At 55.0% G+C, this 26,177-nt stretch carries 23 protein-coding genes; 16 read left to right on the top strand and 7 right to left on the bottom strand.

Going from position 1 to position 26,177, the window contains the following annotated elements; all coding sequences use genetic code 11:
• The first annotated feature begins 182 nt into the window (after positions 1-182).
• Complete coding sequence (gene lpxO / locus M495_RS14730; protein ID WP_020827473.1) at positions 183-1,085, top strand: lipid A hydroxylase LpxO; 903 nt, start codon at positions 183-185, stop codon at positions 1,083-1,085.
• Positions 1,086-1,119: 34 nt separating this feature from the next.
• Here the strand turns inward: lpxO and chaA are convergent, their stop codons facing one another.
• The gene (chaA, locus tag M495_RS14725) at positions 1,120-2,220 is read right to left on the bottom strand and encodes a sodium-potassium/proton antiporter ChaA (protein ID WP_020827472.1); all 1,101 of its coding nucleotides are present in this window, start codon (positions 2,218-2,220) and stop codon (positions 1,120-1,122) included.
• Positions 2,221-2,534: 314 nt separating this feature from the next.
• On the bottom strand, positions 2,535-3,353 hold the full coding sequence (locus tag M495_RS14720; RefSeq protein WP_020827471.1) for a siderophore-interacting protein: 819 nt from the start codon (positions 3,351-3,353) through the stop codon (positions 2,535-2,537).
• Between the two features lie 129 nt (positions 3,354-3,482).
• On the opposite strand from M495_RS14720, the gene chaB reads away from it, so the two are divergent.
• From chaB to cbl, 3 genes are all read left to right on the top strand, one after another.
• A complete protein-coding gene (gene chaB / locus M495_RS14715; RefSeq protein ID WP_041414685.1) occupies positions 3,483-3,710 on the top strand; it encodes a putative cation transport regulator ChaB in 228 nt (75 codons plus the stop codon).
• A gap of 256 nt (positions 3,711-3,966) precedes the next feature.
• A complete protein-coding gene (locus M495_RS14710; RefSeq protein WP_020827469.1) occupies positions 3,967-4,662 on the top strand; it encodes a gamma-glutamylcyclotransferase in 696 nt (231 codons plus the stop codon).
• Positions 4,663-4,961: 299 nt separating this feature from the next.
• Positions 4,962-5,915, top strand: coding sequence for an HTH-type transcriptional regulator Cbl (cbl, locus tag M495_RS14705; protein WP_020827468.1), 954 nt, complete (start codon positions 4,962-4,964; stop codon positions 5,913-5,915).
• A gap of 50 nt (positions 5,916-5,965) precedes the next feature.
• Here cbl and M495_RS14700 read toward each other — a convergent pair whose 3' ends face one another.
• A complete protein-coding gene (locus tag M495_RS14700) occupies positions 5,966-6,199 on the bottom strand; it encodes a hypothetical protein (protein WP_020827467.1) in 234 nt (77 codons plus the stop codon).
• Positions 6,200-6,610: 411 nt separating this feature from the next.
• On the opposite strand from M495_RS14700, the gene M495_RS14690 reads away from it, so the two are divergent.
• From M495_RS14690 to M495_RS14665, 6 genes are all read left to right on the top strand, one after another.
• Positions 6,611-8,179, top strand: coding sequence for an ABC transporter substrate-binding protein (locus M495_RS14690; protein ID WP_020827465.1), 1,569 nt, complete (start codon positions 6,611-6,613; stop codon positions 8,177-8,179).
• Positions 8,179-9,231 (top strand): ABC transporter permease, encoded by a 1,053-nt coding sequence (locus tag M495_RS14685; protein ID WP_020827464.1) that lies wholly within the window; start codon positions 8,179-8,181, stop codon positions 9,229-9,231. Before M495_RS14690 ends, M495_RS14685 begins: the two co-directional genes overlap by 1 nt.
• Positions 9,228-10,097 (top strand): ABC transporter permease, encoded by an 870-nt coding sequence (locus M495_RS14680; RefSeq protein ID WP_020827463.1) that lies wholly within the window; start codon positions 9,228-9,230, stop codon positions 10,095-10,097. Before M495_RS14685 ends, M495_RS14680 begins: the two co-directional genes overlap by 4 nt.
• On the top strand, positions 10,087-10,923 hold the full coding sequence (locus M495_RS14675) for an ABC transporter ATP-binding protein (RefSeq protein ID WP_020827462.1): 837 nt from the start codon (positions 10,087-10,089) through the stop codon (positions 10,921-10,923). Before M495_RS14680 ends, M495_RS14675 begins: the two co-directional genes overlap by 11 nt.
• Entirely contained in the window at positions 10,920-11,591 is a 672-nt protein-coding gene (locus M495_RS14670; RefSeq protein ID WP_020827461.1) for an ABC transporter ATP-binding protein, read from the top strand. The genes M495_RS14675 and M495_RS14670 overlap by 4 nt, the downstream gene beginning before the upstream one ends.
• Before the next feature lie 134 nt (positions 11,592-11,725).
• Positions 11,726-13,300: an ABC transporter substrate-binding protein gene (locus M495_RS14665; protein ID WP_020827460.1), complete on the top strand. Its 1,575-nt coding sequence runs from the start codon at positions 11,726-11,728 to the stop codon at positions 13,298-13,300.
• 16 nt (positions 13,301-13,316) lie between these two features.
• Here the strand turns inward: M495_RS14665 and M495_RS14660 are convergent, their stop codons facing one another.
• Together M495_RS14660 and M495_RS14655 are read right to left on the bottom strand one after the other, a co-directional pair.
• The gene (locus tag M495_RS14660) at positions 13,317-13,883 is read right to left on the bottom strand and encodes a YbhB/YbcL family Raf kinase inhibitor-like protein (RefSeq protein WP_020827459.1); all 567 of its coding nucleotides are present in this window, start codon (positions 13,881-13,883) and stop codon (positions 13,317-13,319) included.
• Positions 13,884-13,983: 100 nt separating this feature from the next.
• Positions 13,984-14,700, bottom strand: coding sequence for a prepilin peptidase (locus tag M495_RS14655; RefSeq protein ID WP_020827458.1), 717 nt, complete (start codon positions 14,698-14,700; stop codon positions 13,984-13,986).
• A 525-nt stretch (positions 14,701-15,225) separates the two neighbouring features.
• Between M495_RS14655 and M495_RS14650 the strand changes: the two genes are divergently transcribed.
• Positions 15,226-16,731 carry a YchO/YchP family invasin gene (locus tag M495_RS14650; protein WP_020827457.1) on the top strand — a complete coding sequence of 502 codons (1,506 nt, stop codon included), beginning with the start codon at positions 15,226-15,228 and terminating at the stop codon, positions 16,729-16,731.
• On the opposite strand, the gene narL is transcribed toward M495_RS14650, so the two are convergent.
• The gene (gene narL / locus M495_RS14645; protein WP_020827456.1) at positions 16,728-17,378 is read right to left on the bottom strand and encodes a two-component system response regulator NarL; all 651 of its coding nucleotides are present in this window, start codon (positions 17,376-17,378) and stop codon (positions 16,728-16,730) included. The two genes, M495_RS14650 and narL, sit on opposite strands and share 4 nt — an antisense overlap.
• Before the next feature lie 11 nt (positions 17,379-17,389).
• Positions 17,390-19,174: a nitrate/nitrite two-component system sensor histidine kinase NarX gene (gene narX / locus M495_RS14640; RefSeq protein ID WP_020827455.1), complete on the bottom strand. Its 1,785-nt coding sequence runs from the start codon at positions 19,172-19,174 to the stop codon at positions 17,390-17,392.
• Between the two features lie 361 nt (positions 19,175-19,535).
• Here narX and M495_RS14635 point away from each other — a divergent pair, with 361 nt between their 5' ends.
• The 5 genes from M495_RS14635 (at position 19,536) to M495_RS14615 (ending at position 26,152) form a co-directional block, all read left to right on the top strand.
• A complete protein-coding gene (locus M495_RS14635; RefSeq protein ID WP_020827454.1) occupies positions 19,536-20,924 on the top strand; it encodes a NarK family nitrate/nitrite MFS transporter in 1,389 nt (462 codons plus the stop codon).
• Positions 20,925-21,703: 779 nt separating this feature from the next.
• Complete coding sequence (locus M495_RS14630; RefSeq protein ID WP_020827453.1) at positions 21,704-22,603, top strand: transcriptional regulator; 900 nt, start codon at positions 21,704-21,706, stop codon at positions 22,601-22,603.
• A 182-nt stretch (positions 22,604-22,785) separates the two neighbouring features.
• Positions 22,786-23,742, top strand: a complete 957-nt coding sequence (locus M495_RS14625; RefSeq protein ID WP_020827452.1) for an NAD-dependent epimerase/dehydratase family protein — start codon at positions 22,786-22,788, stop codon at positions 23,740-23,742.
• A 181-nt stretch (positions 23,743-23,923) separates the two neighbouring features.
• A complete protein-coding gene (gene wecA, locus M495_RS14620) occupies positions 23,924-24,973 on the top strand; it encodes a UDP-N-acetylglucosamine--undecaprenyl-phosphate N-acetylglucosaminephosphotransferase (RefSeq protein WP_020827451.1) in 1,050 nt (349 codons plus the stop codon).
• A 45-nt stretch (positions 24,974-25,018) separates the two neighbouring features.
• On the top strand, positions 25,019-26,152 hold the full coding sequence (locus M495_RS14615; RefSeq protein WP_020827450.1) for a polysaccharide export protein: 1,134 nt from the start codon (positions 25,019-25,021) through the stop codon (positions 26,150-26,152).
• The last annotated feature ends 25 nt before the right edge of the window (positions 26,153-26,177 follow it).

Below are 26,177 nucleotides of genomic sequence, written 5' to 3'. Positions count from 1 at the left end.
AACGCCGGCTCGTTTAGCCTTTGTGTAAACTATTGTGGTTTTTTGTATAGATTTTTGTTGGTTTAGCGTTAATGCTTAGGGGTGTTCCAGACGGGCGCAACAACTTATTGGCCTAAAGGAAATATCTGGGGTGCACGCCGGATGGGCGTGCAAGGTATTGGGATCTTCAATGCGGTTCAATCATGAAATATATTATTTTACTTCTATTTATTTTATGCGTTGTGTATGTCCATTACCGTGGGCGGGTGCGTTACACCTTCTGGCGGCAGCTCTCCGATCATTCCACATTTACTGCTCCGCTGAACGTTTTCATGTACCTGTTTTCACGCGTACCGACCACGCCCTATCTGCAGCCGGAGCAATTCCCGGAATTGCAGGCGCTGCGGGATAACTGGCAAAGCATCCGCGATGAAGGTCGGCAGCTGATGGCTATCCAGCAGATTAAAGCCTCGGACCAATATAATGATGCCGGTTTCAATTCGTTCTTCAAAACCGGCTGGAAGCGCTTCTATTTGAAGTGGTATGAAGACAACCACCCGTCGGCGATGAGCCTGTGCCCGCAGACTACCGCACTGTTGCGTAGCCTGCCTTCGGTCAAGGCGGCGATGTTTGCCGAACTGCCGGATGGCAGCCGCCTGCCACGCCACCGCGATCCCTACGCCGGCTCACTGCGTTACCATTTGGGGTTGATCACACCGAATGATGACCGTTGCTTTATCGAGGTGGATGGCGAACGCTACAGCTGGCGCGACGGGGAGGCGGTGATGTTCGACGAAACCTACCTGCATTACGCCGAAAATCAGAGTGGGCAGAACCGGTTGATTCTGTTTTGCGATATTGAGCGACCGATGCGTTTCCGCTGGGCACAGGGCATTAACCACTGGCTGGGGCGCAACCTGATGAGCGCGGCTACCGCACCCAATGAAGAGGGCGATCGTACCGGTGGCGTCAACAAGTTGTTCAAGTATATCTATGCGGTACGCAAGGTGGGGAAACGGCTGAAGGCGTGGAACCGAACCGGGTACTACATCATTAAATGGATTTTGTTTGGCGGTATCGCGGCGGGTATTTTTTTCGCGATTTAAAAAGGGAGGGCGCTACGAAAGCGCCCTCCGGCAATCAGGCAAAAATGGTCATCATATAGGCGGCAAACAGCGCCAGGTGCGCGGTGCCGTTCAGCACGTTGGTTCTGCCGGTCGAGAATGACAGCTGGCACAGCAGCAACACGGTCAGCATCACGACGATATGCGGCGTCTGCAGGCCGAAGATCAGCGTTTGCCCGGTCAGGGTGGCGATGATGGTTACCGCTGGTACCGTCAGTGAAATGGTCGCCAGTACCGAGCCGAAGAACAGGTTCATCGCACGTTGAACCTGATTGTTCAACACCGCACGCAGTGCCCCCAGGCCTTCTGGCGACAGGATCAACAGCGCGACCAGGAAGCCGGTAAACTGCGCAGGGGCATTCACCTTGGTCAGCAAACCTTCCAACGGGTTGGCGTTGAACTTGGTCACGGCGATCACCGCAATCAAATGCACCACCAGCCAGCCGGCATGCCAGGCACTGCTGTGCGAAGAAGGTTTGCCGTGGTGCGGGTCACCGTCGTCATCTTCGTGCTCGTAGACAAACAGGCTCTGGTGGGTTTTGGTCTGGATCACCAGGAACACGCCGTACATGGCGGCGGAAATCACCGCGACCAGCAGCGCCTGCCCAGTGCTGAAGTTGCCGCCCGGCAGCGCACTGGGGAACACCAGTACGATCACCGCCAGCGGGAAAATCGCCATCAGATACTGTTTGATACCGCCCAGATTGACGTATTGGGTGGCGAATTTGCGACCGCCCAGCAATAAAGCGAAGCCCACCAGGCCGGCGCTGACAATCATAATGATGGAGTAAAGCGTATCGCGCATAAGTGCCGGTGCGGCGTCGCCGGTGGCCATCAGCGCAGAAATCAGGCTCACTTCCAGAATAACCACCGACAGGCTGAGGATCAGCGAGCCATAGGGTTCACCCAGACGGTGAGCCAGCACGTCGGCGTGGCGCACAACGCTGAACGCGCTGCTGAGAATACCGACCAGGGCAATGATGTTAATGCCGACGATCAGCGGGAAATTGCTGGTACTGCCCCACAGGTTCAACACCACCAAGGCGGCGATGGGGAAAAGCAGCGAGTACTCAGTGTGGCGGGATTTGGATCGGCCAGGATCGTTTTGCGACTTCATTTCGATGGTACTCCTTCTCAAACAGCGTGGTCCCGTCATCGCTGACTGCCGTTAAGGGCAATTATGCGCATCCAGAATGTATTTATATTTAATAATAATAGGATACACCCGCAGGCTTGTGCCGGGGAATGATGTGATGTTGTTTTACTTGTAAAAGCAAAAGCTTGCTTTCTGTGACTAGGTTAACAAAAAAACCGCATTGGATGCGGTTTTATTTACTTACTTTTACGTAGTGAGATGAGTTTTCTTCATTAACGGCACATAAATTGCAGTTTATAGCTGCGCTGCTTGATTAATAAAGGGGAAAATCACAGTCAATCGTCAATATTGTCCATGATTTCATGCCGTTTATTATGATAACCCTCTTCGTTTAACCCCTCACGCCAGTAAGGTACGGCATAAAGCTGATTACGGTCACATTGGCGCTCGCGGCGCAGGTAACGGCGCAGGTCTACCACCAAACGATCTTCCCCGGCCAGCCAATACTGGATTTTTGTCTCAGGTAGCGGCAATGAGCAAAATTGCGTCACCAACTCGGCGGTTTTTTCGGTGCCGCCGATAATCCAGCTCAGTTCGAAGCCTGCCGGTTTTTTCAGATCGATAACGTCAGCCGCAGTGTCGACGCGGATAAAGGCGTGGCCTTCGCTACGTGCTGGTAACCCTTCCAGCAAGGCCGCCAGCGCGGGCAAGGAGGAAGGATCGCCGGCCAGACAGTAGAAATCGGCCTCTGGCAGCATAGGTTTAGGACCGCCCGGGTTACTGATGCCGATTTTATCGCCTGCTTTGGCCGATCGCGCAAAGTTAACCGCCGGGCCGCTGTGATCGTGAATGGCGAATTCAATGTCGACTTCCGCCAGCTCCGGGCGTACTGCGCGAATCGAATAGGTGCGGACAATCGGACGAACCGCATCGGCCGCCCAGCGTGGGCCGTTTTCGGTCAGCGTCGGCAGATCCGGCTGCGTCTGGCCTTCGAGCGGCAGGAAAACCTTGATATGCGCGGCGGCGGCGTTTGCCGGGTAATACCGCAGGTCCGGGGCGGTGAAAGTGATGCGGCGCAGGTGCGGGGTAACATCGCGAATCGCGCTGACAGCAATCAGGTAGGGTGCGCGTGAGCGTGGGGCTTCGGTAGTCACGGGGTTCTCCTTATGTTCATTTGGCGAGGAGTATAACATGCCATGTGATAATGAGAATTGTTTGCTAATTGAGGCGGGCGGGGGTGTCATCTAAGCTTAAGGTTCACTGAATATCTGCGGGAGGAAATGATGCCCTACAACAGCACAAATGCCTTGCCGGACAACGTCAAACACGTGTTGCCGGCCCATGCGCAAGAGATCTATAAGGAAGCTTTTAACCGCGCCTGGGATCAATATAGCGATCCGGATGACCGGCGCGGCGACGATAGCCGAGAGGAAACCGCCCACAAGGTAGCCTGGGCGGCGGTGAAGCAAAACTACCGCAAAGGTGATGACGACCGCTGGCACAAAAAGTAAGGCGCTCCCCGGCGCCTTTGTGCGCCGGTAAATCATGAAATCCGAACCTATTACGCGGGCAATTAATATTATTGCTGCTGAGTACAAATACTTTTTCACTTTAAAGCTCTTTTGAAACTTGATTGCTCACTGAGAAAAGAATAAGGTCATTATTATCGCGGGAAGATTATTGTATTAATATAATTCCGCACTTAATAAATAAGATTGAACAGTGGCGAGGGAGTATGGGCAATCCTATTCCCGGGAGGTTGTTAAGGTGTTAACGCGAGATTTTCTGCAAAATGCGGATTGCAAAACTGCATTCGGCACCATTGAGGAGTCGCTGTTACTGACATCAGAGCAGCGGGCGGCCTCGTTGGATTGTACTTTATCCCGTCGGCCGGATAATAGCCCGGTGTGGGTCTTCGGCTACGGTTCACTGATGTGGAACCCGGTGTTTGAATCCGAAGAGGTGCGGCCGGCCACGCTGCAAGGCTGGCACCGCGCCTTCTGTTTGCGGCTTACCGCCGGGCGCGGCACCCTGCACCAGCCGGGGCGGATGCTGGCGTTAAAAGAGGGCGGCCATACCACTGGTCTGGCGTTTCGCCTGCCGGAAGCCAAACTGCGCGAAGAGCTGGAACTGCTGTGGAAACGCGAAATGGTCACCGGCTGTTATTTGCCGACCTGGTGCGATCTCACCTTGGCAGATGGCGAAGTGGTGACCGCGCTGGTGTTTGTCATGAACCCACAGCACCCGCTGTTTGAAGAAGATACCAGCCATCAGGTGATAGCACCCCTGATCGCCAGTGCCAGCGGCCCGCTGGGAACTAACGCCCAGTACCTGTTCTCGCTGGATAACGAGCTGAAAAACCACGGTATGCAGGATGACTGCATTGGCGATTTGGTCAGCTACGTGCAGCAATGGCTGCAGCAAAATACCTCCGGCCCTATCGGCGGAGAGGCAACTGCCTGATCCCGCTCATATGACGCTTTCGATAGGCTCAGCTTGCTGAGCCTTTTTTGTTTATATATCTAATGCCTATATTTAATAACTTTATTTTGCATAAGCATTTAATCCACATTTTTAAAGTGGATATCTATGTTATTAATTTTAAAGCCATTCGATAATTTAAGATTAAAAAACAGCAAATTTGCAATGGTGAAAAATTCACTTAGCATGAAAATGCATAACTAAAGGTTATTTCTTATTTGTCCCCTCCCGCCAGACTCCGTATCACTGGTGTTAACAATATTGCTCGTCAGGGGGAGTGGATGAACTTTCAACAATTAAAAATTATTCGGGAATCGGCGCGTTGCAACTACAACCTGACCGAGGTGGCCAATACTTTATTTACCTCGCAGTCTGGGGTCAGTCGTCATATTCGGGAACTGGAAGAAGAACTGGGCATTGAGATATTTATCCGCCGCGGCAAGCGTTTATTGGGCATGACCGAACCGGGTAAAGAGCTGCTGGTGGTGGCGGAACGCATCCTGAATGATGCCAATAATATCCGCCGACTGGCGGATGTGTTCAGCAGCAACGACACCGGCCAACTGCATATTGCGACCACCCATACGCAGGCGCGTTACAGCCTACCGGGTGTCATCAAGGAGTTTCGTGCGCTGTACCCGCGGGTAAGGGTGGTGCTGAATCAGGGCAGTCCCGAAGAAATCGTCGCGATGCTGGCCTCGGGCGAAGCCGATATCGGCATTGCCAGTGAACGGCTGATGAGTGATGAATCTCTTGCGGCGTTCCCTTACTACCGCTGGCATCACACCATCCTGGTACCGGAAGGGCACGAACTGACCCGGCAACCGCAGGTGACGCTGGAAATGCTCAGTACCTTACCGTTGATAACCTATCGCCAGGGCATTACCGGTCGCTCGCGGCTGGATAGCGCCTTCAAAGCCGCCGGGCTGACGCCGGACATTGCCCTAAGCGCTCAGGATTCCGACGTAATAAAAACCTATGTCGAGCTGGGGTTGGGGGTCGGCGTACTGGCAGACATGTCATATGAGAAAGAGCGCGATCATGGGCTGGTCAGCCTTAACGCCGAGCACCTGTTCGAGCCCAATACCGTGTGGTTAGGTTTGAAACGCAGTCAGTTACAACGTAACTATGCCTGGCAGTTTATCCAGCTGTGCAACCCGACGCTGTCACTGACGGAAATCAAAGACAAGGTGTTCTCTTCACAGCTGGAAACGGTGATCGATTACCAGATTTGATCGGCATGTGACAATAACGGGCCGGGCTTGCTGCCCGGCATTTGACGATGCTAGAGCTGTTTTCTCAACAGTTTTCTGACCATACGGCGTTTACTTTTTTGCACTGGGCCAATGAGTTCTAAAATGGGGATTTCTTCTGGGGACGGAGGGTTCGCCATTTGCCAGTGGAGATGTTGTTTCAAAATTTCGATCGCAATTTCTTTTTCTTCTTGAATAGTTAGCGTTGGGTCGTTCAGGCCTTGTCCTTCATGTTGCTCTCCTTTTTGAACGTTATTTGTACACATCCCTATCACGTAGGGATTTGACGCTGAATATTTCTAGGGCGAAGTATGTATTCTCTCAGGGCGATGAAATCCGTTATGCAATTCATGGTGCCGGGCACCACGGTGAATGACGCATGGCGGGTATAAAGCTCGAGTAGCCGATTGTTTAGGACGTTACCGATCAGTATGGCGGGAAGGGGTGTAGATATCAGCCCTTGCGCGTGCAGATTCACGCCATAAAAATAGAGGGTGTGTTCAGGATTGAACACGGTGATTGCGCCACACATCGCAGAACCTCGCCTGCTTAATAATCAAAATCTCAGCTATAGACAGAAAAAGAATATCTATAGTTATTTAAGTACCTTCGCCTGCCGAGAGCTCTCACATACACTCGCGAAATTACTATAAATTCCATCCGCTTGGAGAGTTTTGATGAAAGCGTTCGTTCCCTCTTTGGTGTTTTTGGCCGTGGCGGCCAGTTTCAACGCACAGGCAGCAACCCCGGCAAACACGTTGGTGATTGCCCAGTCCATCGATGACGTGGTCAGTTTTGATCCGGCCCAGGGTTTTGAGTTAACCACGGTGCAGTCATTCAACAGCCTCTACCAGCGGCTGATCCAGTCCGATCCCAAAAATCCTATCGAACTCAAACCGACGCTGGCCAGCGAATGGCAGGCGGGCAGCGATAACCGCAGCCTGACCTTCACTCTGCGGCCGGATGCCAAATTTTCCAGCGGCAATCCGCTGCGCCCGGAAGACGTGATTTTCTCACTGTCGCGGGTAGTGAAACTGAATCTGGAACCCTCGTTTATCCTCACCCAGTTGGGCTGGGACGCCAAGAACGTCGACCAGCACCTGACCAAGGTGGATGATCAACGGGTCAAAATAAGCTGGAGCGAAAACGTCAGCCCGGCCTTTGTGCTTAGCCTGCTTTCGGCGCCGGTATCTTCTATTGTCGATGCCAAAGAAGCCTTGTCGCACCAGCAGGGGGATGACCTGGGTCACCAATGGCTGAACAGCCATTCCGCCGGCAGCGGCCCGTATAAAATTCGCACCTACGTACCGCACGAAGTTGTAGTGCTCGACGCCAACCCGAGTTCGCCGGAAGGCGCCCCGACGTTGAAGACTATCCTGATCAAAAACGTGCCGGATCCGGCGGCGCGTCGGTTGCTGATCGAACAGGGCGACGCCGATATCGCGCGTAATCTGGGTGCAGATCAGATGGCGGCGCTGAAAGGCAAGCCGGGCGTCAAGCCGTTGGCCATCCCTTACGCCTCACTTTATTTCCTGCAGTTCAACGCCAAGGCGTCACCGGCGCTGGGCAATCCGGCGTTCTGGGAAGCCGCGCGTTGGTTGTTCGACTATAAAGGCATTGCTGACGATCTGCTGAAGGGCCAGTTCCAGACCCATCAGGCGTTTCTGCCGGAAGGTTATCTGGGCGCGCTGAAAGATCGCCCATACAGTTTTAACCCGCAAAAGGCTAAAGAGATCCTGGCGAAGGCTGGCCTGACCAACGTCAGCTTCAAGCTGGACGTCAACAATCAGCCGCCGTACCTGGATATCGCGCAGGCCTTGCAAGCCAGCTTTGCCCAGGGGGGGGTGAAGGTGGAACTGGTGCCGGGCCTCAGCGCGCAGGTTTCCACCAAGGTGAAATCCCTGAACTATGACGCGACCCTGACCTCCTGGGGGCCGGATTATTTTGATCCGAACACCAACGCCGCCGCCTTTGCCTATAACCCGGAAGACGGCAGCAAAACGCTGGCCTGGCGCGCCAACTGGCAGATCCCTGCGCTAAGCAAGCTGACGCTGGCAGCCACGGCGGAAAACGACACCGCCAAACGGGTTGCGGATTATCAACAGCTACAGCAAGCCGTGCAGCAGAGTTCGCCGTTTGTCATCGGCCTGCAGGCTCGCAGCCTGATTGCGGTGCGTGACAACCTGAAAGGTTACGAGCAGGGCATCAACCCTGACATGGTGTTCTACAGCAAGGTCAGCAAGTAATGATAAGCCGTACCGCTTCCGCCGGGTTCGCCCGGCACAGTTGGCGTTGGGGACGCCGGCTGCTTACCGGCTTGCTGTCATTGGCGCTGACGCTGCTTGGGCTACTGCTGTTCACCTTTATGCTCTCGCATCTGGCGCCGATCGATCCTACGTTGCAGATCGCTGGCGATCATGCCAGCGAGGCCACCTACGCACAGGTCCGTCACGACCTGGGGCTGGATCAGCCGTTGCCGGTGCAGTTCTGGCGCTATCTGGTGCACCTGGCGCACGGGGATATGGGGATATCGCGCATTACCGCGCAGCCGGTGCTGAGCGATCTGTTGCGTACCTTCCCGGCCACGGTGGAACTGGCGACCTGCGCCATTATCCTCGGTGCGTTCGGCGGCATTACGCTGGCGTTTTTGGCGGTGATAAAACCGGGCAGTTGGCTGGATAACGCCGCGCGCCTGCTGTCGCTGATCGGCTATTCGGTGCCGATTTTCTGGCTCAGTCTGTTGGGGCTGCTGCTGTTTTACGCCACGCTGCACTGGTCGGCGGGGCCGGGGCGGTTGGACGATATCTACCTTTACAGCATGGAACCGCGCAGCGGATTTGTGCTGATCGACACCTGGCTGTCCGGCGATCGCGACATGTTCTACAACGCCATCAGTCACCTGTGGTTACCGGTGGTGGCGTTGGCGCTGTTGTCGATGGCGGGTATCACCCGCTTGCTGCGGGCGGCGATGCTGGAAGAGTGCAATAAAGAGTACGTCACCCTGGCGCGATCCAAGGGGGCCAGCCGTACGCGTATTTTGGTGCGACACGTATTTCCCAACGTGCTCGGCACGCTGATCACCGTTCTCTCCCTGTCCTATGCCAGCCTGCTGGAAGGGGCGGTGCTGACCGAAACGGTGTTTGCCTGGCCGGGCGTGGGGCGTTACCTGACCACTGCGCTGTTTGCCGCCGATACCCCGGCCATTCTTGGCGCTACCTTGCTGATTGGCACCTGCTTTGTGGTGTTGAACGCGCTGGCCGATGCTCTGACCTATTTAGTGGACCCGCGAACCCGATGAGCCAATATCTTTCTGAACATGAACCCCAGAGCGAACCTGCGGTCGGCTACCGCCAGCGCGGCAAGCTCACCACGCTGACGCTGGGGGCGACGCTGGTGGCTGTGCTGATCCTGACCGCGTTGCTGGCTCCCTGGCTGGCGCCTTTCGACCCTAACTTGCAACACATCGAACTGCGCCTGTTGCCGCCGTCCTCCGGGCATTGGCTGGGGACCGACGGCTTTGGTCGCGACCTGTTGTCGCGCGTGATTTATGGTGCACGGCCTACGTTGATCCTGGTGTCGTTAATCCTGCTGCTGACCATCCCGATTGGGCTATTGGTGGGCATCAGCGCCGGTTATCTCGGCGGCTGGGTCGAGCGTATTCTGATGCGCGTCACCGATATTTTTCTCTCATTACCCAGCCTGGTGATTGCGCTGGCCTTTGTCGCTGTATTGGGGCCGGGGCTGATGAACGGCGCACTGGCGCTGGCCTTGACCAGTTGGCCGGCTTTTGCCCGACAAGCCCGGGCGGAAACGCTGGCGCTGCGTCGCAGTGACTATCTGGCGGCGGCGCGTATGCAGGGCATCGGTGGGCTGCGGCTGATGGCGGGGCATATTTTACCCCTGTGCCTGCCAAGCGCAGTGGTGCGTGCGGCGCTGAGCTTGGGCGGGATAATTCTTTCCGCCGCGGGATTGGGCTTTCTCGGCATGGGCGTGGCTCCGCCGACCGCCGAGTGGGGCTCGATGGTGGCTGAGGGCAGCAAAGTGATTTTTGATCAGTGGTGGGTCGCCGCTGCACCGGGCGGGGCTATTCTGTTTGCCAGCCTGGCCTTTAACCTGCTGGGCGATGGCCTGCGCGATAAAATGGATCCTCGTCATGGACATTGATAACCCATTATTGACCGTCGAACGCCTGTCGGTGCTGTTACCGGCCTCACCACCGTTGGTGAAAGGCATCTCTTTCAGCATGGGACAGGAGCGGCTGGCGCTGGTGGGGGAGTCCGGTTCCGGCAAATCCCTGACCGCCCGTGCCCTGATGGGGCTGTTGCCACCGCCGTTACAGCTGCAGGCGCAGCGTCTGACGCTGGGCGATGACGACCTGACGCGCTTGAACGAGCGCCAGTGGAACCGGCTGCGCGGGAACAAGGTGGCCATGGTGATGCAGGATCCCAAGCACGCGCTGAATCCAACCCAGCCGATTGGGCGTCAGGTGGAGGAGCCGCTGCTGTTGCATACCCGCCTGGGCCGCGCCGAGCGGCGGGAGAAGGTGCTGGACATGCTGGCGGCGGTTGGCTTGCCCGATCCGCAGGCGCTGAGCCAGCGCTATCCGCATCAGCTGTCCGGCGGCATGGGGCAGCGGGTGATGTTGGCCATCGCATTAATCAACGATCCGCAGCTGTTGATTGCCGACGAACCGACTTCGGCACTGGATCACCAGATGCGCGATCAGGTGTTGCAACTGATCGAAAATCTGGTGGAGCAACGTAATATGGGCCTGATTTTGATCAGTCACGATTTACAGCAGGTGGCGCACTACTGCGAACGGGTGCTGGTGATGTACAAGGGCGAACTGTTGGATCAGTTGCCTGCCGATCGTTTGGCCTCCGCCACCCATCCTTACACGCGCACGCTGTGGTCATGTCGGCCAAGCCGCGAGACTCACGGCAAAACGTTGCCGGTACTGGATCGCGCACTGCTGGAGTCACTGAAATGAGCCTGATTACCCTGGAAAACCTTAGCGTCAGCCACCGCCAGGGCTATGAGATACGCACCGTGGTGCATGATGTCAATCTGCACATCGAACCGGGCGAGTGCTTCGGCCTGGTTGGCCCGTCCGGCTGCGGCAAGTCATCGCTGCTGTGGGTGTTGGCCGGGCTGAATGAAAGCTGGAGCGGCGGTTTTCAGCTGCTCGGCTGTGATTTGCAACCGGGCCGTCCTTTTACCGGTGATCTGCGGCGTGAGGTCCAGATGGTATTCCAGGACCCCTATGCCTCGTTACATCCCAAGCACCGATTGCTGCGCACGCTGGCGGAACCCCTAAAGTTGCTGAAAGAGAGCAATATCGAGCAGAAAATCAGCGCCGGTTTTCGCCAGGTGGGGCTGGATCCCAGGCTGTTGGATCGTTATCCGCACCAGCTTTCCGGCGGGCAACGTCAGCGGGTGGCGATCGTGCGCGCGCTGTTGCTGAAACCAAAGCTGTTGTTGCTGGATGAGCCAACTTCGGCGCTGGACATGTCGGTGCAGGCGGAAATCCTCAACCTGCTGAACGAGCTGAAGCAGGCGGGCGATCTGACGATGATCCTGGTCAGCCATGATGCCGACGTGATTGACCACATGTGCGATCGTTCGGTGGCGATGGCGTATGGCCGGTTGGTGAACTGAAATCTGCCTGCCGTTCATCCGGCGGGCTTATCCATCTGCGTAATAAATAAAGCAATTTATAGTCGTTCTTCTGCTAAGTCGCTGCCCCTACACTCGCCAAATAACGCATCCGCGTGATTCTGGAGAGTGCATCAATGAAACGGCTAATTCCAACGTTATTGTTCAGTGCCCTGGCGGCGAGCTTCGGCGCACAGGCCGCCACCCCGAAAGACACGCTGGTGGTGGTCAGTTCGCTGGAAGGCATCATCAGTCTCGATCCTGCCGAAAGCTTTGAAACCGTCAGTTCGGCCAACCTGGTCAATCTGTATCAGCGCCTGCTGACACCGGATCGCACCACGCCGGAAAAGCTGGCGCCGGAACTGGCCAGCAGTTGGCAAACGGGGGCAGACGGCCACAGTTTGATATTTACCTTGAACGCCAACCAACGGTTTGCCTCCGGCAACCCGGTACGCCCGGAGGATGTGATCTTCTCACTGGTGCGGGCGGTGAAACTGAACAAGGCACCGTCGTTTATCCTTGGTGAATTCGGCTGGACGCCGGAAAACGTCGAGAGTCAGTTGAAGAAACTGGGCGATAACCAGGTGCAGCTAAGCTGGTCGGCGAATATCGGCAGTGGGCTGGCGCTGCGGCTGTTAACCGCGCCGGTGGCGTCGATAGTCGATGAAAAGCTGCTCAGCCAGCACGGTCAGCAGGGGGACTTCGGCAATGCCTGGCTGCGTTCGAACTCAGCCGGTGCCGGCCCTTATCGCGTCAGCAACTATGTACCGCACGAGGCGCTGTTGTTCAGCCGCAACGATTACGCTCAACCGCAGGCCAAGCTGAAAACGGTGCTGCTGAAAAACGTCAGCGATGCCGGCACCCGCCGTTTATTGCTGCTGAAAGGGGATGCTGACGTGGCCTACGATCTGGGGGCCGATCAGTTCAACTCGCTGCGTAACGAAAAGGGCATCAGGATCGAGCAGCGCGATTCGGCCAAAGTCTATTACCTGGGGTTCAATACCGGCAGCAAGCAGGTACCGGCTTTGGGTAACCCGGCCTTGTGGCAGGCGGCACGCTGGCTGGTGGATTACCAGACGATTGCCGACAACCTGCTGAAGGGGCAGTATCGCGTACACCAGGCATTCCTGCCGCAGGGGTTGGATGGCGCCTTGGATAATCAACCTTTTAAGCTCGACGTGGCCAAAGCCAAACAGATTCTGCATGACGCGGGTATCGCCGAAGGAACGCGTATTGATCTGATCGTCATCAACCAGCCGCCGTATACCGATATCGCCCAGGCGCTGCAGGCCAGCTTTGCCAAGGCCGGTTTGCAGTTGGACATTCATCCGGTAGTGGAGAGCGATCTGTGGGGCAAAATGCGCGGCCGTGATTTCCAGGCCATCTTCACCTACTGGGGGGCCGACTATCTGGATCCTAACACCAACGCCAGCGCCTTCGCCTACAACGTGCCGAATGGGCCGAAAACCCTGGCCTGGCGTACGCAATGGAACATCCCGACATTGAGTGCGGAAACCCGTGCAGCCGCGGCAGAGGGGGATGTTGCAACCCGCGCCGCGCGTTACGTCACGCTGCAGCGCGAACTGCAGGCCAGTTCCCCTTACGTTGTGGCCTTACAGGGGCAAACCCTGGTGGCGCTGCGCGATAATGTTAAAGATGCGCATGTGGATATCGCCAACAGCATGCTGTATCTGGATCGCGTGAGTAAGTAGGCCACCCCGGCACCGGTTATTGACCGAAACGACCGATAATACCCGCACCGCCCTTGGCATGGCCCTGCAATTTTTCCAACAGCTGTTCGCGGGTTAACCCTGGCCCCAGCGCATGGGGCGGGAGATCGGTGGCGATCAGCACGAAGGTATAGTGGTGCAACCCAGAGCCTGCCGGTGGGCATGGTCCGTGATACACCGCGGTGCCCGGTGAGTTCTTGCCGCCGACAAAGCCTTTGCCCTGGGTAAGATCGCCTTCAGCGAACCCCTGAGCCGTGGCTGGAATACCGTAGGCCACCAAGTGGCTGGCGCCCAATCCGGCGCGGCCCTCGGGATCGGACACCAGCAAGGCGAAGCTGGTAGTGCCCGCCGGCGGGTTGGCCCAGTTCAGCGCAGGTGAAACATTGTCACCGGTGCAACTGGCGTTGCCCGGGGTGGCCCCGGCATATTTCTGGGCCAGCATGCCGCCATCCTGAAACGCCGATGAGCTGAGGGTAAAGGTACCGGCAGCCTGCGCCGCGAACGACAGCGAACCGGAAAGTAATGCCGCGCTGAGCGCGAGAGCAGATAAACCACGACCGATCATACAGCCTCCTGTGTTTGGTTAAATAAAGCATAGTGGTGCAGAGACAGGCTCGCTATAACAGCCTGGCCAACAGTCGGCTATAACAGCGCCAACCACGGCATTAATCCGCCATTGGGGTGAAATAAGCTGAAATGAGAGAATTTCCCTTGATGAAGGGCGTGATATCCATGTCGGCCATCGTAAGCAGGGTAAACCAGCCGGAAAGCGCCAGATAAAGGCCGAACGGCAGCGGGGCATCTCTGCCGGGGCTGCGGCGTAACTGGGCCACAATCGCAACGCATAAGCCTGCCGTGGCTGCGCCGGTCACCAACATCGGCAGGGCAGACCAGCCACTCCAGGCCCCCAGGGCCGCCAGCAATTTAAAGTCGCCCTGGCCGATACCCTCCGTTTTCCGCCGAAGGCGATAAAGGGCGTTAAGCCACCATAGCGACAGATAGCCGGTGACGGCCCCGATCACTGCCTCGTCGAGCGAGGTAAAGCAGCCTTGCTGATTGGCCAGCAGCCCGGCCCATAACAGCGGTTGCGTCAGGCGATCCGGTAACAGCCTGTGCCGCCAGTCGATAAGCGCCAGCGCGAGCAGCAGGGTCGCCACCGGCAGCAAGCTGATTCGCTGCAGTGGCGATAGGCTAAAAGGCAATGCCGCCAGTCCGGCGCTGACGGCTATCAACATCAGAGTGCGGGTTTTTAGCGGCGGCAGGCGTTGCCCCACGTCCTGAGGTACGGAATGCATAAGCCATCTGGCGATCACCGCCGACAGTAACATGGCCGCAATAAACAGGCCGCGAAACCAGAGATCCCCCTGCGGGTCGTTAAACATAAGCATCCTTGCTGAACTGAAATTAACGTTCAAAATAGCGGCAAAATGGGTTTTACAGCAGAGCAGATGCCAGGTCATGACGCGCTTTGTGCAGGCGATCGCAAAGCATTGTTTATAGCCAGGTAAAATACGCTGAAATTGAGGGTTTCCACACATAATCAACGTATTACTGTGTTTTATGAAAAGATGAATGCCGATTAATCAGGCAAAATCTGCGATGAAATTTAGTGAATTTATCCTGACCGACGGCGAATGTTCGGCGCGTTCTGGAATGACCTTTCTTCGCAAAGCAATATCAACCGCTCGGGTGACGTTGTCACAAAATAAACTGAGGTTTATCTGATGGTTTATCATCAGAAACCGATTAGAATTTGGGGTTCATGATGCACTTTGGCGCCCCGGCGCCCGACAGGGCCAATACCCTGGTTGTTCGCTGTGCAAAGGTCGTTGTTCTGCTGCCTGGAGTGGCCGCAGCAAAAAAGGTTTTTCCGCCCACTCTCGGGATGAGGGAACGGCGGTGGTGTAATGACTGACGTTATTCTTAATGCGCGTAACAGATTGAAAAAAGCCGTTGATTTCCTCTCACTCCCTGCCCGTTTACCGGCGGTGGGTTTGGCGTGGCTGTTGTGCAGCTTGCCGGCTGGTGCCGAATCTCCCCCTGCGCCGCCCTCGGTCAGCCATCAAGCGAACGCAAACGACAACTTGCCCGAGCTGGGGGGCAACGCCTCGAATGACGCAGAGCGAGAGAAAGAGTGGGCCACCATGGCCAAACAGCTGGGTGAGCGTAACCTGAATAACGTCTCCGGCCAGCAGGTGCGAACCCGCGCCGAGAGTTACGCGGTAGGGCAAGCCGGTGAGATGCTGCAACAACAGGCGCAAGAGCTGCTGTCACCGCTGGGCACCGCCAAACTGTCGCTGGTGATGTCCGACCAGGGGGATTTTTCCGGCAGCAGCGGCCAGCTGTTCAGCCCTCTGTATGACGTTAACGGTTTGTTGACTTACAGCCAGCTCGGTCTGCTGCAGCAAAGCCAAGGTTCATTGGGTAACTTTGGCCTTGGGCAGCGTTGGGTCGCCGGTGATTGGCTGCTGGGATATAACACGGTGCTCGACAGCGACTTCAAGCGCAATCAAAACCGCGCCAGCCTGGGGGCCGAAGCCTGGGGTGACTTCCTGCGTTTTTCCGCCAATTATTACTATCCGTTATCGGCACTGGCGCAACAGAAGGATAACGCCGAATTTCTCAGTCGTCCGGCAAGCGGTTACGACATCACCACCCAGGGTTACCTGCCGTTTTACCGCCAGATCGGCGGCTCTCTCAGCTACGAGCAGTACTGGGGGGAGAACGTCAACCTGTTTGGCAGCGGTAAAAAACAAAACGACCCGCGCGCCATGCAACTGGGGGTGAATTACACGCCGGTGCCGCTGGTGACGGTGAAAGCGCTGCACAAGATGGGGGAAGGCGGGGTGAGCCAGGATCAGGTCGAACTGGCGCTGAGCTATCGCCTTGGTGTACCGCTGGTAAAGCAGATATCCCCGGAGTATGTGGCCCAGGCCAAATCGCTGCGCGGCAGCCGCTATGACAATATCGAACGGAAAAATGTCCCGGTAATGGAGTTCCGCCAGCGTAAAACGCTGCAGGTCTTCCTGGCCACGCCGCCCTGGAGCCTGCAACCGGGGGAAACGCTGCCGTTGAAGCTGGAGATTAAAACCACCAATAAAATCACCCGCGTCAGTTGGCAGGGGGATACCCAGGCACTTAGCCTGACGTCGTCGCAAAACAGCAACGATCCACACGGCTGGAGCCTGATTGTGCCGCAGTGGGATGACACGCCGGGGGCGGAAAACCGCTACCGTTTATCGGTCACGTTGGAAGACGATAAGCAGCAATTGGTGACGTCCAACTGGATCCAACTGCAGGTGACGCCGCCGCTGACCGCCTCTTCCGGGGAGGGCGAGGGCTTGCCACCGCCAAAAACGCTGCAAACGCCCACCATTCCGGCAGAGACCGGGCCGTTGAACGGCGCTGACTAGCCGTTTTTGCCCTGCAGTACCCACACGGCGGCCTCAACGCGCGATTTCAGCTTCATTTTTTTCAACAGGTGTTTGACGTGCACCTTGACGGTACTTTCGGTGATGGTCAGCCTGCGTGCGATCATCTTGTTCGGTAGACCCTGGGCAATCAGTTTGAGAATATCGCGCTCGCGCGGTGTCAGTTGCTGAATATCCCGTTCGGCGCTCGGGCGGTTTTCACGCAGGCTGGCGGCCAGAATGGGGGTTAACGCCTCGCTCAATACCATCTGGCCTGCGGCAGCCTGGTGCAGCGCCTTCAACAGTTCCTCCGGCTCCATGTCTTTTAGCAGGTAGCCGTCTGCGCCGCGTTTTAGCGCGCTGACCACGTCATCTTCGTGATTCGACACGCTAAACACCACAATGCGGCCAGAAAGCGCGGTCATGCGCAGGCGATCCAACGTTTCCAGCCCGTTGATGCCCGGCATATTCAGATCGAGCAGGATCAGGTCAGGATCGTGCTCCTCGGCCAGCGAAACACCTTGTTCACCGTTGCCGGCCTCGGCAATCACCTGCAGGCGCGGGTCCATGCCGATAAGCTGTTTTACGCCGTTGCGCAGCATCGGGTGGTCGTCAATCAATAAAATGGTGGCGGCAGTTTCGGTCGTCATGGTTTCTCCCATTAGTCGATGGCGTGGTTGTCCGGCTTGAATACCACCCGGACTTCGGTGCCGCCGCCGTTGCGGGGCAAAATTTCGCAGCGGCCGTGCAGGCTTTTGGCGCGATCGCGCATGATGATCAGGCCATAGTGATCGGGGCGAAGGGTATCTTGCGGCAGGCCGCAGCCGTTATCGCAGACGCTCAGGGTGACTTCGCCCCGTTGATTGATCACCTGAATGCTCACCTGGCTGGCCTGGGCATGTTTATGGATATTGCTGAGCGCTTCACGGGCAATCTGTAGCAGGTGGATAGCCTGATAAGTGGGCACGGTGCGCGGCGTCAACTGATAGTCGAGGCTGATGGGAATGCCCAGCCGTTGGCTGAACTCCTGTACCGTCGATTGCAGTGCGGCCAGTAACCCAGGCTCCGTCAGTCGTAGGCGGAAGGTGGTCAGCAGCTCGCGCAGTTGGCGATAGGCAATGTTAAGTTCCTCTCGCATCTGTTGCACCAGCCCCAGGTTGGCGGGGGAAAGCTCCGCACCTTGCATTTGCAGGCAACTGATCTGCATCTTCAGGCACGACAATGACTGGGCAATGGAATCATGCAGTTCACGGGCGATTGCCGCGCGTTCTTCCATCAGCATCAACTGCTGTTGGTGATCAACCTGGCGTTCAATCGCCAGCACGCTGGTCAACTGCTCTACCAGGGTATTCATCAACTGCTTATGGTCGTCATTCAGCGGGCGCTGTGGCGCATGTTGCGCGACAATCACCCCATAATCTCCCAGCTTGTCGCTCAGGCTCCAGCTTAGCGATGGGTGGCTGGCATGCTGTTGCTCGTCGTCGTTGAGGCAGGCGCTGCACACCGGATTATTGCAGTACTCCGGTCGCAGAGGCTGGTTGCCGCTCAACTGCACAAACTGCTCCTGGCTGTTGTTTTCATACAGCCGCACCTGAATGGCGCGCAATGGCGTCAGGGTTTGCAACTGATTGAGTATTGGCGTCAGGCGGCTGCACAGCGGTTCATTGGCGTGCAGTTGACGGCTGGCGCGGTACAAAAAGCTCAATACCTGATTTTTTTGCTGCAGATCGGCAGTTTTCTCCACCACCCGTTGCTCTAGCCCGCTGTACATGGTGGCCAGTTCGTCGGACATGGTGTTTAACGCGCCGCCAAGCGAGGCCATTTCATCCTGGTGACCACGTTGGGTGAAGCGGCGGCTGAAATCGCCGCGGCCCACCGACAGCGCCATCGCCACCAATTGCCGCCAGGGATGCAGCAGGCGCCGGCGCAGGTAACAAATGGTACCTACCAACAGCAGCAGCGTCAGCGCGATAAACACCGCCTGCACCAGCGTCACCGTCAGCAACCGGCGTTCGGTATGACGGTCGATGTCCGAGACCAGTGCGTCCAGCAGAGAGACGAAATGGGCTACCTGCGGCGCAGCGTCGGCCGGTTTATGGGCCTGGTGCAATTGCGGCAGCAGCGTCAGTCGCCAGTAGTCGTGCAGCGCCTGAAACTGTTCGGTTAAGCCTTCTTGTTCCAGCGGGCGTTGCAGGTCGGGGCTGTTGGCATCCTGGTCCAGCTCGCGTATCAGGGATTCGCTGCGGGCATCCAGCGGCACCTGGGCTAGCAGGCGATAGCTCTGCATCCGCAGTGAACCGGCTTTGTTGATGGCGTGCGCGTTGCCCTGAATGCTTTGTGACATCCAGGCGGAAATGCTCATGCCGGCCACGCCCAGGATGCCCAGGAGCAGCATCAAAATAGCCACCTGGTTAACGATGGAAAGCGGAGCTAACAGGCGTTTCATAAGCTTTGGATCCCTGGAACATAGCAAAACAACGGCTGGAACCAGAGGACGAAAGCAGGTGGTGCCAGCGAGGGTAGTAACGTTTCAGCGTTATTTTTCATCATACCCAGAGATAACCCCATACCTCTAACGAAGTACCCATTAGTTTCCGCCCGGTAATATGGCGTCGTGGCAGCGGTATGGGGTGATTTTCAATCGATTGATTTATTTTGTTTTTACCTTGAATTGCGGGTTACTCATAAAGGGATGGCTGGCGTTTTTCGGCATTTGGCTACCTGCATCCGGGTTGATTTACATCAACTTTGCCGCGGGGGGCGGCCCATAGGGTGAGCGAAGTTATCACCCTGTGTCTGAGGTTTTTATGTCGCAATCTGCAACGTCATTATCAAAACAAACAGGCGCGGTTATTCAGGATTGGCAACCTGAGGATGCCGCATTTTGGCAGCAGCGTGGCCAACGCATTGCTAACCGCAACCTGTGGATTTCCATTCCTTGCCTGCTATTGGCCTTCTGCGTGTGGATGCTGTTTAGCGCGGTCGCCGTCAATTTGAACAAAGTTGGCTTCAACTTCACCACCAATCAACTATTCCTACTCACTGCACTGCCTTCGGTTTCTGGCGCTATCCTGCGCGTGCCTTATTCATTCGTGATCCCGATCTTCGGCGGACGCCGCTGGACGGCCATCAGCACCTGTTTCCTGCTGGTCCCTTGCCTGTGGCTGGGCTTTGCGGTGCAGGACGCCACTACCCCTTACGGCGTATTCATCATTATTTCTTTGCTGTGCGGTTTTGCCGGCGCCAACTTTGCCTCCAGCATGGCCAATATCAGCTTCTTCTTTCCCAAGGCCAAACAGGGCGGTGCTCTGGGCCTGAACGGCGGTTTAGGCAATCTGGGCGTGAGCGTGATGCAGTTGGTGGCTCCACTGGCCATCTCCATCGCCATTTTCGGCGCATTTGGAGGAACCGGCCATTTACAGCCGGACGGTAGCGCATTGTGGCTGGAGAATGCGGCCTGGATTTGGGTGCCATTTTTGTTGATCGGCACGCTGGCAGCCTGGTTCGGCATGAATGACCTGGCGGCCTCAAAAGCGTCGCTGCGTCAGCAATTGCCGGTGCTCAAACGCGGTCACCTGTGGGTACTGAGCTTGCTGTACCTCGCCACCTTTGGTTCCTTCATCGGCTTTTCCGCCGGCTTCGCCATGCTGTCTAAAACCCAGTTCCCGGACGTGGTGATCCTGCACTATGCCTTCTTTGGGCCATTCCTGGGCGCATTGGCACGACCGGTAGGTGGAGCGTTATCCGATCGTTTCGGTGGTGTCCGCGTCACGTTGATTAACTTTGTGCTGATGGCGGTGTTTGCTGCCTTACTGTTCCTGACTTTACCGGGGGCAGGGCACGCAGGATCGTTTATCGCATTTTACAGCGTCTTTATGCTGTTGTTCCTCACCGCCGGGTTGGGCAGCGGATCCACCTTCCAGATGATTGCCGTTATCTTTCGTAAAATTACCGTCGATCGGGTTAAGGCCGCCGGTGGCAGTGACGAAAGCGCTCAGCGCGAAGCTGTCACCGACTCTGCTGCGGCCTTGGGTTTTATCTCGGCGATCGGCGCCGCCGGTGGTTTCTTTATTCCACAGGCCTTCGGTACCTCATTGGCGCTGACCGGCTCACCGGCTGGCGCGATGAAAATCTTCCTGGTGTTCTACGTGGCGTGCATTTTGGTCACCTGGATTGTCTACGGCCGTAAGAAATAGAAAGCCTTTCGGTAACACCTGCTCCTCTCCGGCCGGGGAGGAGCTTTTTATCCTCTTTTTAGATGAATCTTTTACCCCCTCAGTGAAATCCTCGACGCTTTAGGTAATATTCTTATTATTACGCGCTGTTTTTCCCTTTGTTTATAGGCGCATCTATCCTGCTGTGACTTTCTCTTGTCTTTACCAAAAATGTTATTTGTGCATTATTTTTTCATTTTCACGTCGAGTTTCTTACAAAAATAAAGCATTGTGATGGCCGTGTCGGGTTGGAATGAAATTCCGTTTTATTGCGACGGATGAGATTCATTTCACCAAGATAACAATAGGCCTTTGTATTTGGTGCTATATTTTAACTCTACATTCCAAGAGCGGCTAAATCAGATAACTCTCATTCTGTTTTAGCAGGCTTTTTGTAGGCTATCTGGCAATCGGATTAGGTGGAAAAACAGATGATATCGTTGGATGTCAGAATGAAATTTCACAATTTCATTAAAATAACAATTCGATAACATTTTTGTATTTAGTCTTATAAAACAATAAAGTAAGTTGGTTTTATTGCCGGAAATCATGATGAGAAACCATGTTTCCAACAGGGAAATAAAGACATTCAAAGAATCCTAACCTCCTTTTGAGAGGTGTTGTAAAAAATGAAATCAGTAATTTTTTATAAAAATAAATATCCCATGAATGCAACCTGTTGAGTTTACATTTAATTTCTTGAACATTTTTTCATATTTCTATACAAAGTGTGCAGGACAGGCACGCTAAGGAAATTAAAAGTGAATCTTGATAAAAGAATAAAGATTAGGAATCTAGATGTTCTGACACCGTCCAGGGAAAAGTTTCGCCTACGTTGGAAGGAGTATCAGATACTTTCACTTCTTGTCGCCAGATCCCCAGAACTGGTTAGTCGTACAGAAATTATAGAAAACATATGGAAAGGAACTTATTGTTCGGATTCAACTATAAATCAAACAATTAAATCAATTCGTCAAAAAATCGGTGATGCTGAGCATACACTTATCAGAACTATTCCGCGCCTGGGTTATAAGGTGGAAAACAAGGGTGTTTTTCACTTTATTTCGGAAGAAGAAGAATATGTCGCTGATGAAATATGGGGTGTCGACGATGATGTTAATAAAGACATTCAAGCGGAACTTTCTGAAAGTAACGATAAACAGGATGAAATTGCTACTGAAGAAATAGAGTTGAATGAGGCGGATATTGCTCCCGTTGCTTCATCTGTCACACCAGGAACGATTAAAAATACGACGATCAGAAAAAAAATCCCGGCGTCGGCAGGTTTTTTCTCCGTACCGGCCGTCAGAGTTGTGAAATACCTGTCGGTATTCGTGTCGTTACTGATTATTTCACATTTTTCTTATGTCCTGGGGAATCAAACACGTCCACCCATTATCAATGATATTCAAAACAACACTCGCGTAGTGCTTACTCTGACGTTGAACAACTCCCGAACCAACAGTCCGCAAACGCTGCTTTGCTTGTATCAGGGAGAAAGTTTGGAACAGGCAACCATCGAATGCGTCGATCCTAAACAAGGAAAGCTGAAACAGCCGGTGAAATACGAAACTTCGGATGCGCAGGGCGCGGGTAAGATTAATCTCATCTTGCCGAATAAAACCATGGAATATCAGGTCGCTTACGATGTTAAAAATTAGCATGAGATAACATTTCACCTTTATCGATAATTTTACATTTGGTACTTATTTTTATTTCATTATTTGTTATTTGAAAGCCTGGTCTGTTTTGTCCAGTCTGGTTTCCATGTTCTAACGCGAATTAGCGTCCTGCCTCAATGGTGTGGTGGGGAATAATGGGAAACCGGGTTGAGTGACAAATTATGGATAAGCGTAAAGTAGCGATCATCGGGGGTTCCGGCTTTATCGGCACGCGTTTGGTTAAGCGTCTGAGTGCACGTGACGACCTGGTGTTGACCATCGTAGATAAAAAGCAGAGTGAGCATTTTCCTGAGCTCTATCAGTTTGGCGATGTAACCCAGCCCGAGACACTGCAGCAGCCGTTGGCGGGTTGCGACGCCGTGATCAACCTTGCGGCCGAGCATCAGGATAATGTCGATCCTATCTCACTGTATTATCAGGTCAACGTTGAGGGTGCGCGCAATGTTTGCATGACGGCATCGGCGTTGAATATCACACAGATCATCTTTACCTCCTCCGTGGCGGTCTATGGCTTTGTCACTCGGGAAACCGGTGAGGAAGGGGTTTTCGAACCCTTTAACCATTACGGTAAATCCAAGCTGGAAGCGGAGTATGTCTACGAAGCCTGGCGTAAAGCCGATGGCAGCAACAAATTAACCATCATCCGCCCGACGGTGGTGTTTGGCGAAAACAATCGTGGCAACGTTTATAACCTGTTCCGACAAATTGCCAGTGGCCGTTTTGTGATGATTGGCAGCGGCAATAATATGAAATCGATGGCTTATGTCGAAAATATCGCTGCCAGACTGGAGTACGCGCTGGATCAGCAAGCCACTTATCAGGTCAGCAATTATGTTGATAAGCCTGACTTCACCATGAATCAATTGGTTGACGTTATTTCCTCTTCATTAGGCAGAAATAATAAGACTATTCGCATTCCTTATCTATTTGGGATCTGCGGTGCCATGGCATTAGATGTAGTGAGTAAAATAAGTCGCCGTAAATTTCCTATTAGCCGAGTACGGGTGCAAAAATTCTGTGCCAGAACGCAATTTAAAAGCAATGTGCAATGTGATTTCGTGGCGCCAGTCGAACTTGATTCGGCAATCGAAAAAACAATTAAACACGAGTTTTCCTAGAGATAACTTTATTACGGGTTAGGGTTGTTTATTTTTTTGCCTCTGACAAGCAGATAAATCTGTATTACACGGGATCGGCTCATGCTGACTTATATCCTGGGGCTGTCAATTTTATTTTTGTTAATAGCGCATTGGGAGCTGTAACTCAAGGGCGGTAGCGTGCTTATTCGCTGGAGGAACAATGTTATATCAACTGAGCGTGATATTTATTTTGGCGCTGATGCTGGTGGTTATTGCCCGCCGCGCTGCGCTGGCGGTGGGGCTAGTGGATAAGCCCAATGCGCGCAAGCGTCATCAGGGGCATGTTCCATTGGTTGGTGGAATTGCCATTTATCTGATCATGACGCTGGTGACCTTTTGGCAGCCGGACTGGTTGCCGCACAGTACCACCTATTTACTGAGCATCACGGCATTGGTGCTGCTTGGGGTACTGGATGACCGTTTTGATCTGCCGGTGGCGCCACGCGTCATTGTGCAGGGAGGGATCGCGCTGGCGATGATGCTGGCGGCAGGGATGCAACTTACCTCATTCGGTTTCCTGTGGGGCCATCAAGAGTTGCTGCTGGGCTACGCGGCCTTGTTGATCACGCCCCTGGCGGTATGGGGTGCGATCAACGCCTATAACATGGTTGACGGCATCGACGGCCAGTTGGGTGCATTGTCCTGCGTTACCTTTACCGCGTTGGCCATCCTGTTCGGTTTGGCCGGGCATGAAGAGCAGGCGTTGTGGTGCCTGAGCCTGATCGCGGCTCTGGCCGCCTACCTGTTATTCAACCTCAGCGTGTTTGGTGTGCGTAACAAGATTTTCATGGGGGATGCCGGCAGCATGGTAATTGGATTCAGCGTGCTGTGGTTGCTGATTGTCGCCACTCAGGGCGACGACGCCGTGATGCGGCCGGTGACTGCGCTGTGGCTGATTGCCATTCCGCTAATGGATATGGTGACGGTGATGGCGCGTCGTTTGCTGCGTCGCCAGAGTCCCTTCAAGGCCGGGCGTGATCATTTGCATCATATTTTGATGCGTCGCGGTCTTAATGCGCGTCAGGCGTTGGGTATGAGCTGCATGCTGGCGGTGACGCTGGCCTGCGTCGGCATCTGCAGTGAAGTGCTGCAACTGCCCGATCATCTGATGCTGTTGGCCTTTGTATTTTGTTTCTTCGGTTATTTTGCCCTGCTGCACGAACCCCGTCAGACCAGAGTTTTTACCGACAACCCTACCGCCGATCGTTAATCCTCCCACAGGCCGCAACGGCGGCCTGTTTTTCACGGTACCGTTATGAACCTTCATTTGCCTCATTTGATGCCACTGGTGCTGTCCAGCGTGCTGCTCAGTGGTTGCACCGCCTTTCCGGGTTCACACCTGCCGACCCAGGGAAAAGAAAAAGTGACTCAGCAGGACGAAGATTTCGACCTCAACAAGCAGGTTCAGGTGTATCGCGTCACGCCGATGCTGCTGGAAAAAATGCGTCGCATAGAACCGGTAGCGCGCCCCAACCTGGCATTGGACCAGCGGTTGCAAAGCTATCAGTACCGCATCGGCGTTGGAGATGTACTCAACGTTACCGTCTGGGATCACCCGGAACTGACCACCCCGGCAGGGCAATACCGCAGCGCCAGCGACACCGGCAACTGGGTGCATGCCGATGGCAGCATTTTCTATCCGTACATAGGTCGAGTGCAGGTGGTGGGTAAAACCGTCACCGAGGTGCGTAACCAGATAGCCAGCCGCCTGGCGACCTATGTGGAAAGTCCCCAGGTGGACGTCAGTATCGCCGCGTTCCGCTCGCAAAAGGTGTATGTGACTGGCGAGGTGAAAACCTCTGGGCAGCAGGCCGTGACCAACGTGCCGCTGACCATTCTGGATGCCATCAACGCCGCCGGCGGGCTGACCGATAACGCCGACTGGCGCAACGTGGTGCTGACGCACCAGGGCAAAGAACAGCCGATTTCACTGCAGGCATTGATGCAGCGCGGCGACATCAGCCAGAACCATTTGTTGACGCCTGGCGACATTCTCTATGTGCCGCGCAACGACGAACTGAAAGTGTTTGTGATGGGCGAGGTTGGTAAGCAGTCGACGCTGAAAATGGACCGCAGCGGCATGACCCTGACCGAAGCCCTGGGCAGTTCCGAAGGGATCAGCCAGACGGTGGCCGATGCTACCGGGGTGTTCGTGATCCGTCCAAACGGCGGCAAGCAGCCAAAACGGCTGGCGTCGCTGTACCAGTTCGACCTGTCTGATGCCGCCGCACTGGCGATGGGCACCGAATTCCAGTTGGAGCCTTATGACGTGGTGTACGTCACCGCGGCACCGGTCGCACGCTGGAACCGCTTGATTAGCCAGCTGGTACCGACCATTTCCAGCTTCAACGACCTCAGTGAGGCCACGTTGCGGGTACGTAACTGGTAATCCCGTAACGGTGACTAAAGGAAGA

Source organism: Serratia liquefaciens ATCC 27592, assembly GCF_000422085.1.
Taxonomy (GTDB): Bacteria; Pseudomonadota; Gammaproteobacteria; order Enterobacterales; family Enterobacteriaceae; genus Serratia; species Serratia liquefaciens.
Note: the sequence above shows the minus strand (reverse complement) of the source record. Positions and strands in the feature narration are given on the sequence as shown.

What these genes read in the sequence shown, in the direction of transcription:
- lpxO (WP_020827473.1), top strand. Translation starts at nt 183, where the DNA reads ATGAAATATATTATTTTACTTCTATTTATTTTATGCGTTGTGTATGTC.
- M495_RS14680 (WP_020827463.1), top strand. Translation starts at nt 9,228, where the DNA reads ATGAGCCAATATCTTTCTGAACATGAACCCCAGAGCGAACCTGCGGTC.
- M495_RS14635 (WP_020827454.1), top strand. Translation starts at nt 19,536, where the DNA reads ATGTCGCAATCTGCAACGTCATTATCAAAACAAACAGGCGCGGTTATT.
- M495_RS14675 (WP_020827462.1), top strand. Translation starts at nt 10,087, where the DNA reads ATGGACATTGATAACCCATTATTGACCGTCGAACGCCTGTCGGTGCTG.
- chaA (WP_020827472.1), bottom strand. Translation starts at nt 2,220, where the DNA reads ATGAAGTCGCAAAACGATCCTGGCCGATCCAAATCCCGCCACACTGAG.
- chaB (WP_041414685.1), top strand. Translation starts at nt 3,483, where the DNA reads ATGCCCTACAACAGCACAAATGCCTTGCCGGACAACGTCAAACACGTG.
- M495_RS14685 (WP_020827464.1), top strand. Translation starts at nt 8,179, where the DNA reads ATGATAAGCCGTACCGCTTCCGCCGGGTTCGCCCGGCACAGTTGGCGT.
- M495_RS14700 (WP_020827467.1), bottom strand. Translation starts at nt 6,199, where the DNA reads ATGTGTACAAATAACGTTCAAAAAGGAGAGCAACATGAAGGACAAGGC.
- M495_RS14670 (WP_020827461.1), top strand. Translation starts at nt 10,920, where the DNA reads ATGAGCCTGATTACCCTGGAAAACCTTAGCGTCAGCCACCGCCAGGGC.
- M495_RS14615 (WP_020827450.1), top strand. Translation starts at nt 25,019, where the DNA reads ATGAACCTTCATTTGCCTCATTTGATGCCACTGGTGCTGTCCAGCGTG.
- M495_RS14660 (WP_020827459.1), bottom strand. Translation starts at nt 13,883, where the DNA reads ATGATCGGTCGTGGTTTATCTGCTCTCGCGCTCAGCGCGGCATTACTT.
- narL (WP_020827456.1), bottom strand. Translation starts at nt 17,378, where the DNA reads ATGACGACCGAAACTGCCGCCACCATTTTATTGATTGACGACCACCCG.
- M495_RS14690 (WP_020827465.1), top strand. Translation starts at nt 6,611, where the DNA reads ATGAAAGCGTTCGTTCCCTCTTTGGTGTTTTTGGCCGTGGCGGCCAGT.
- wecA (WP_020827451.1), top strand. Translation starts at nt 23,924, where the DNA reads ATGTTATATCAACTGAGCGTGATATTTATTTTGGCGCTGATGCTGGTG.
- narX (WP_020827455.1), bottom strand. Translation starts at nt 19,174, where the DNA reads ATGAAACGCCTGTTAGCTCCGCTTTCCATCGTTAACCAGGTGGCTATT.
- M495_RS14650 (WP_020827457.1), top strand. Translation starts at nt 15,226, where the DNA reads ATGACTGACGTTATTCTTAATGCGCGTAACAGATTGAAAAAAGCCGTT.
- M495_RS14665 (WP_020827460.1), top strand. Translation starts at nt 11,726, where the DNA reads ATGAAACGGCTAATTCCAACGTTATTGTTCAGTGCCCTGGCGGCGAGC.
- cbl (WP_020827468.1), top strand. Translation starts at nt 4,962, where the DNA reads ATGAACTTTCAACAATTAAAAATTATTCGGGAATCGGCGCGTTGCAAC.
- M495_RS14625 (WP_020827452.1), top strand. Translation starts at nt 22,786, where the DNA reads ATGGATAAGCGTAAAGTAGCGATCATCGGGGGTTCCGGCTTTATCGGC.
- M495_RS14655 (WP_020827458.1), bottom strand. Translation starts at nt 14,700, where the DNA reads ATGTTTAACGACCCGCAGGGGGATCTCTGGTTTCGCGGCCTGTTTATT.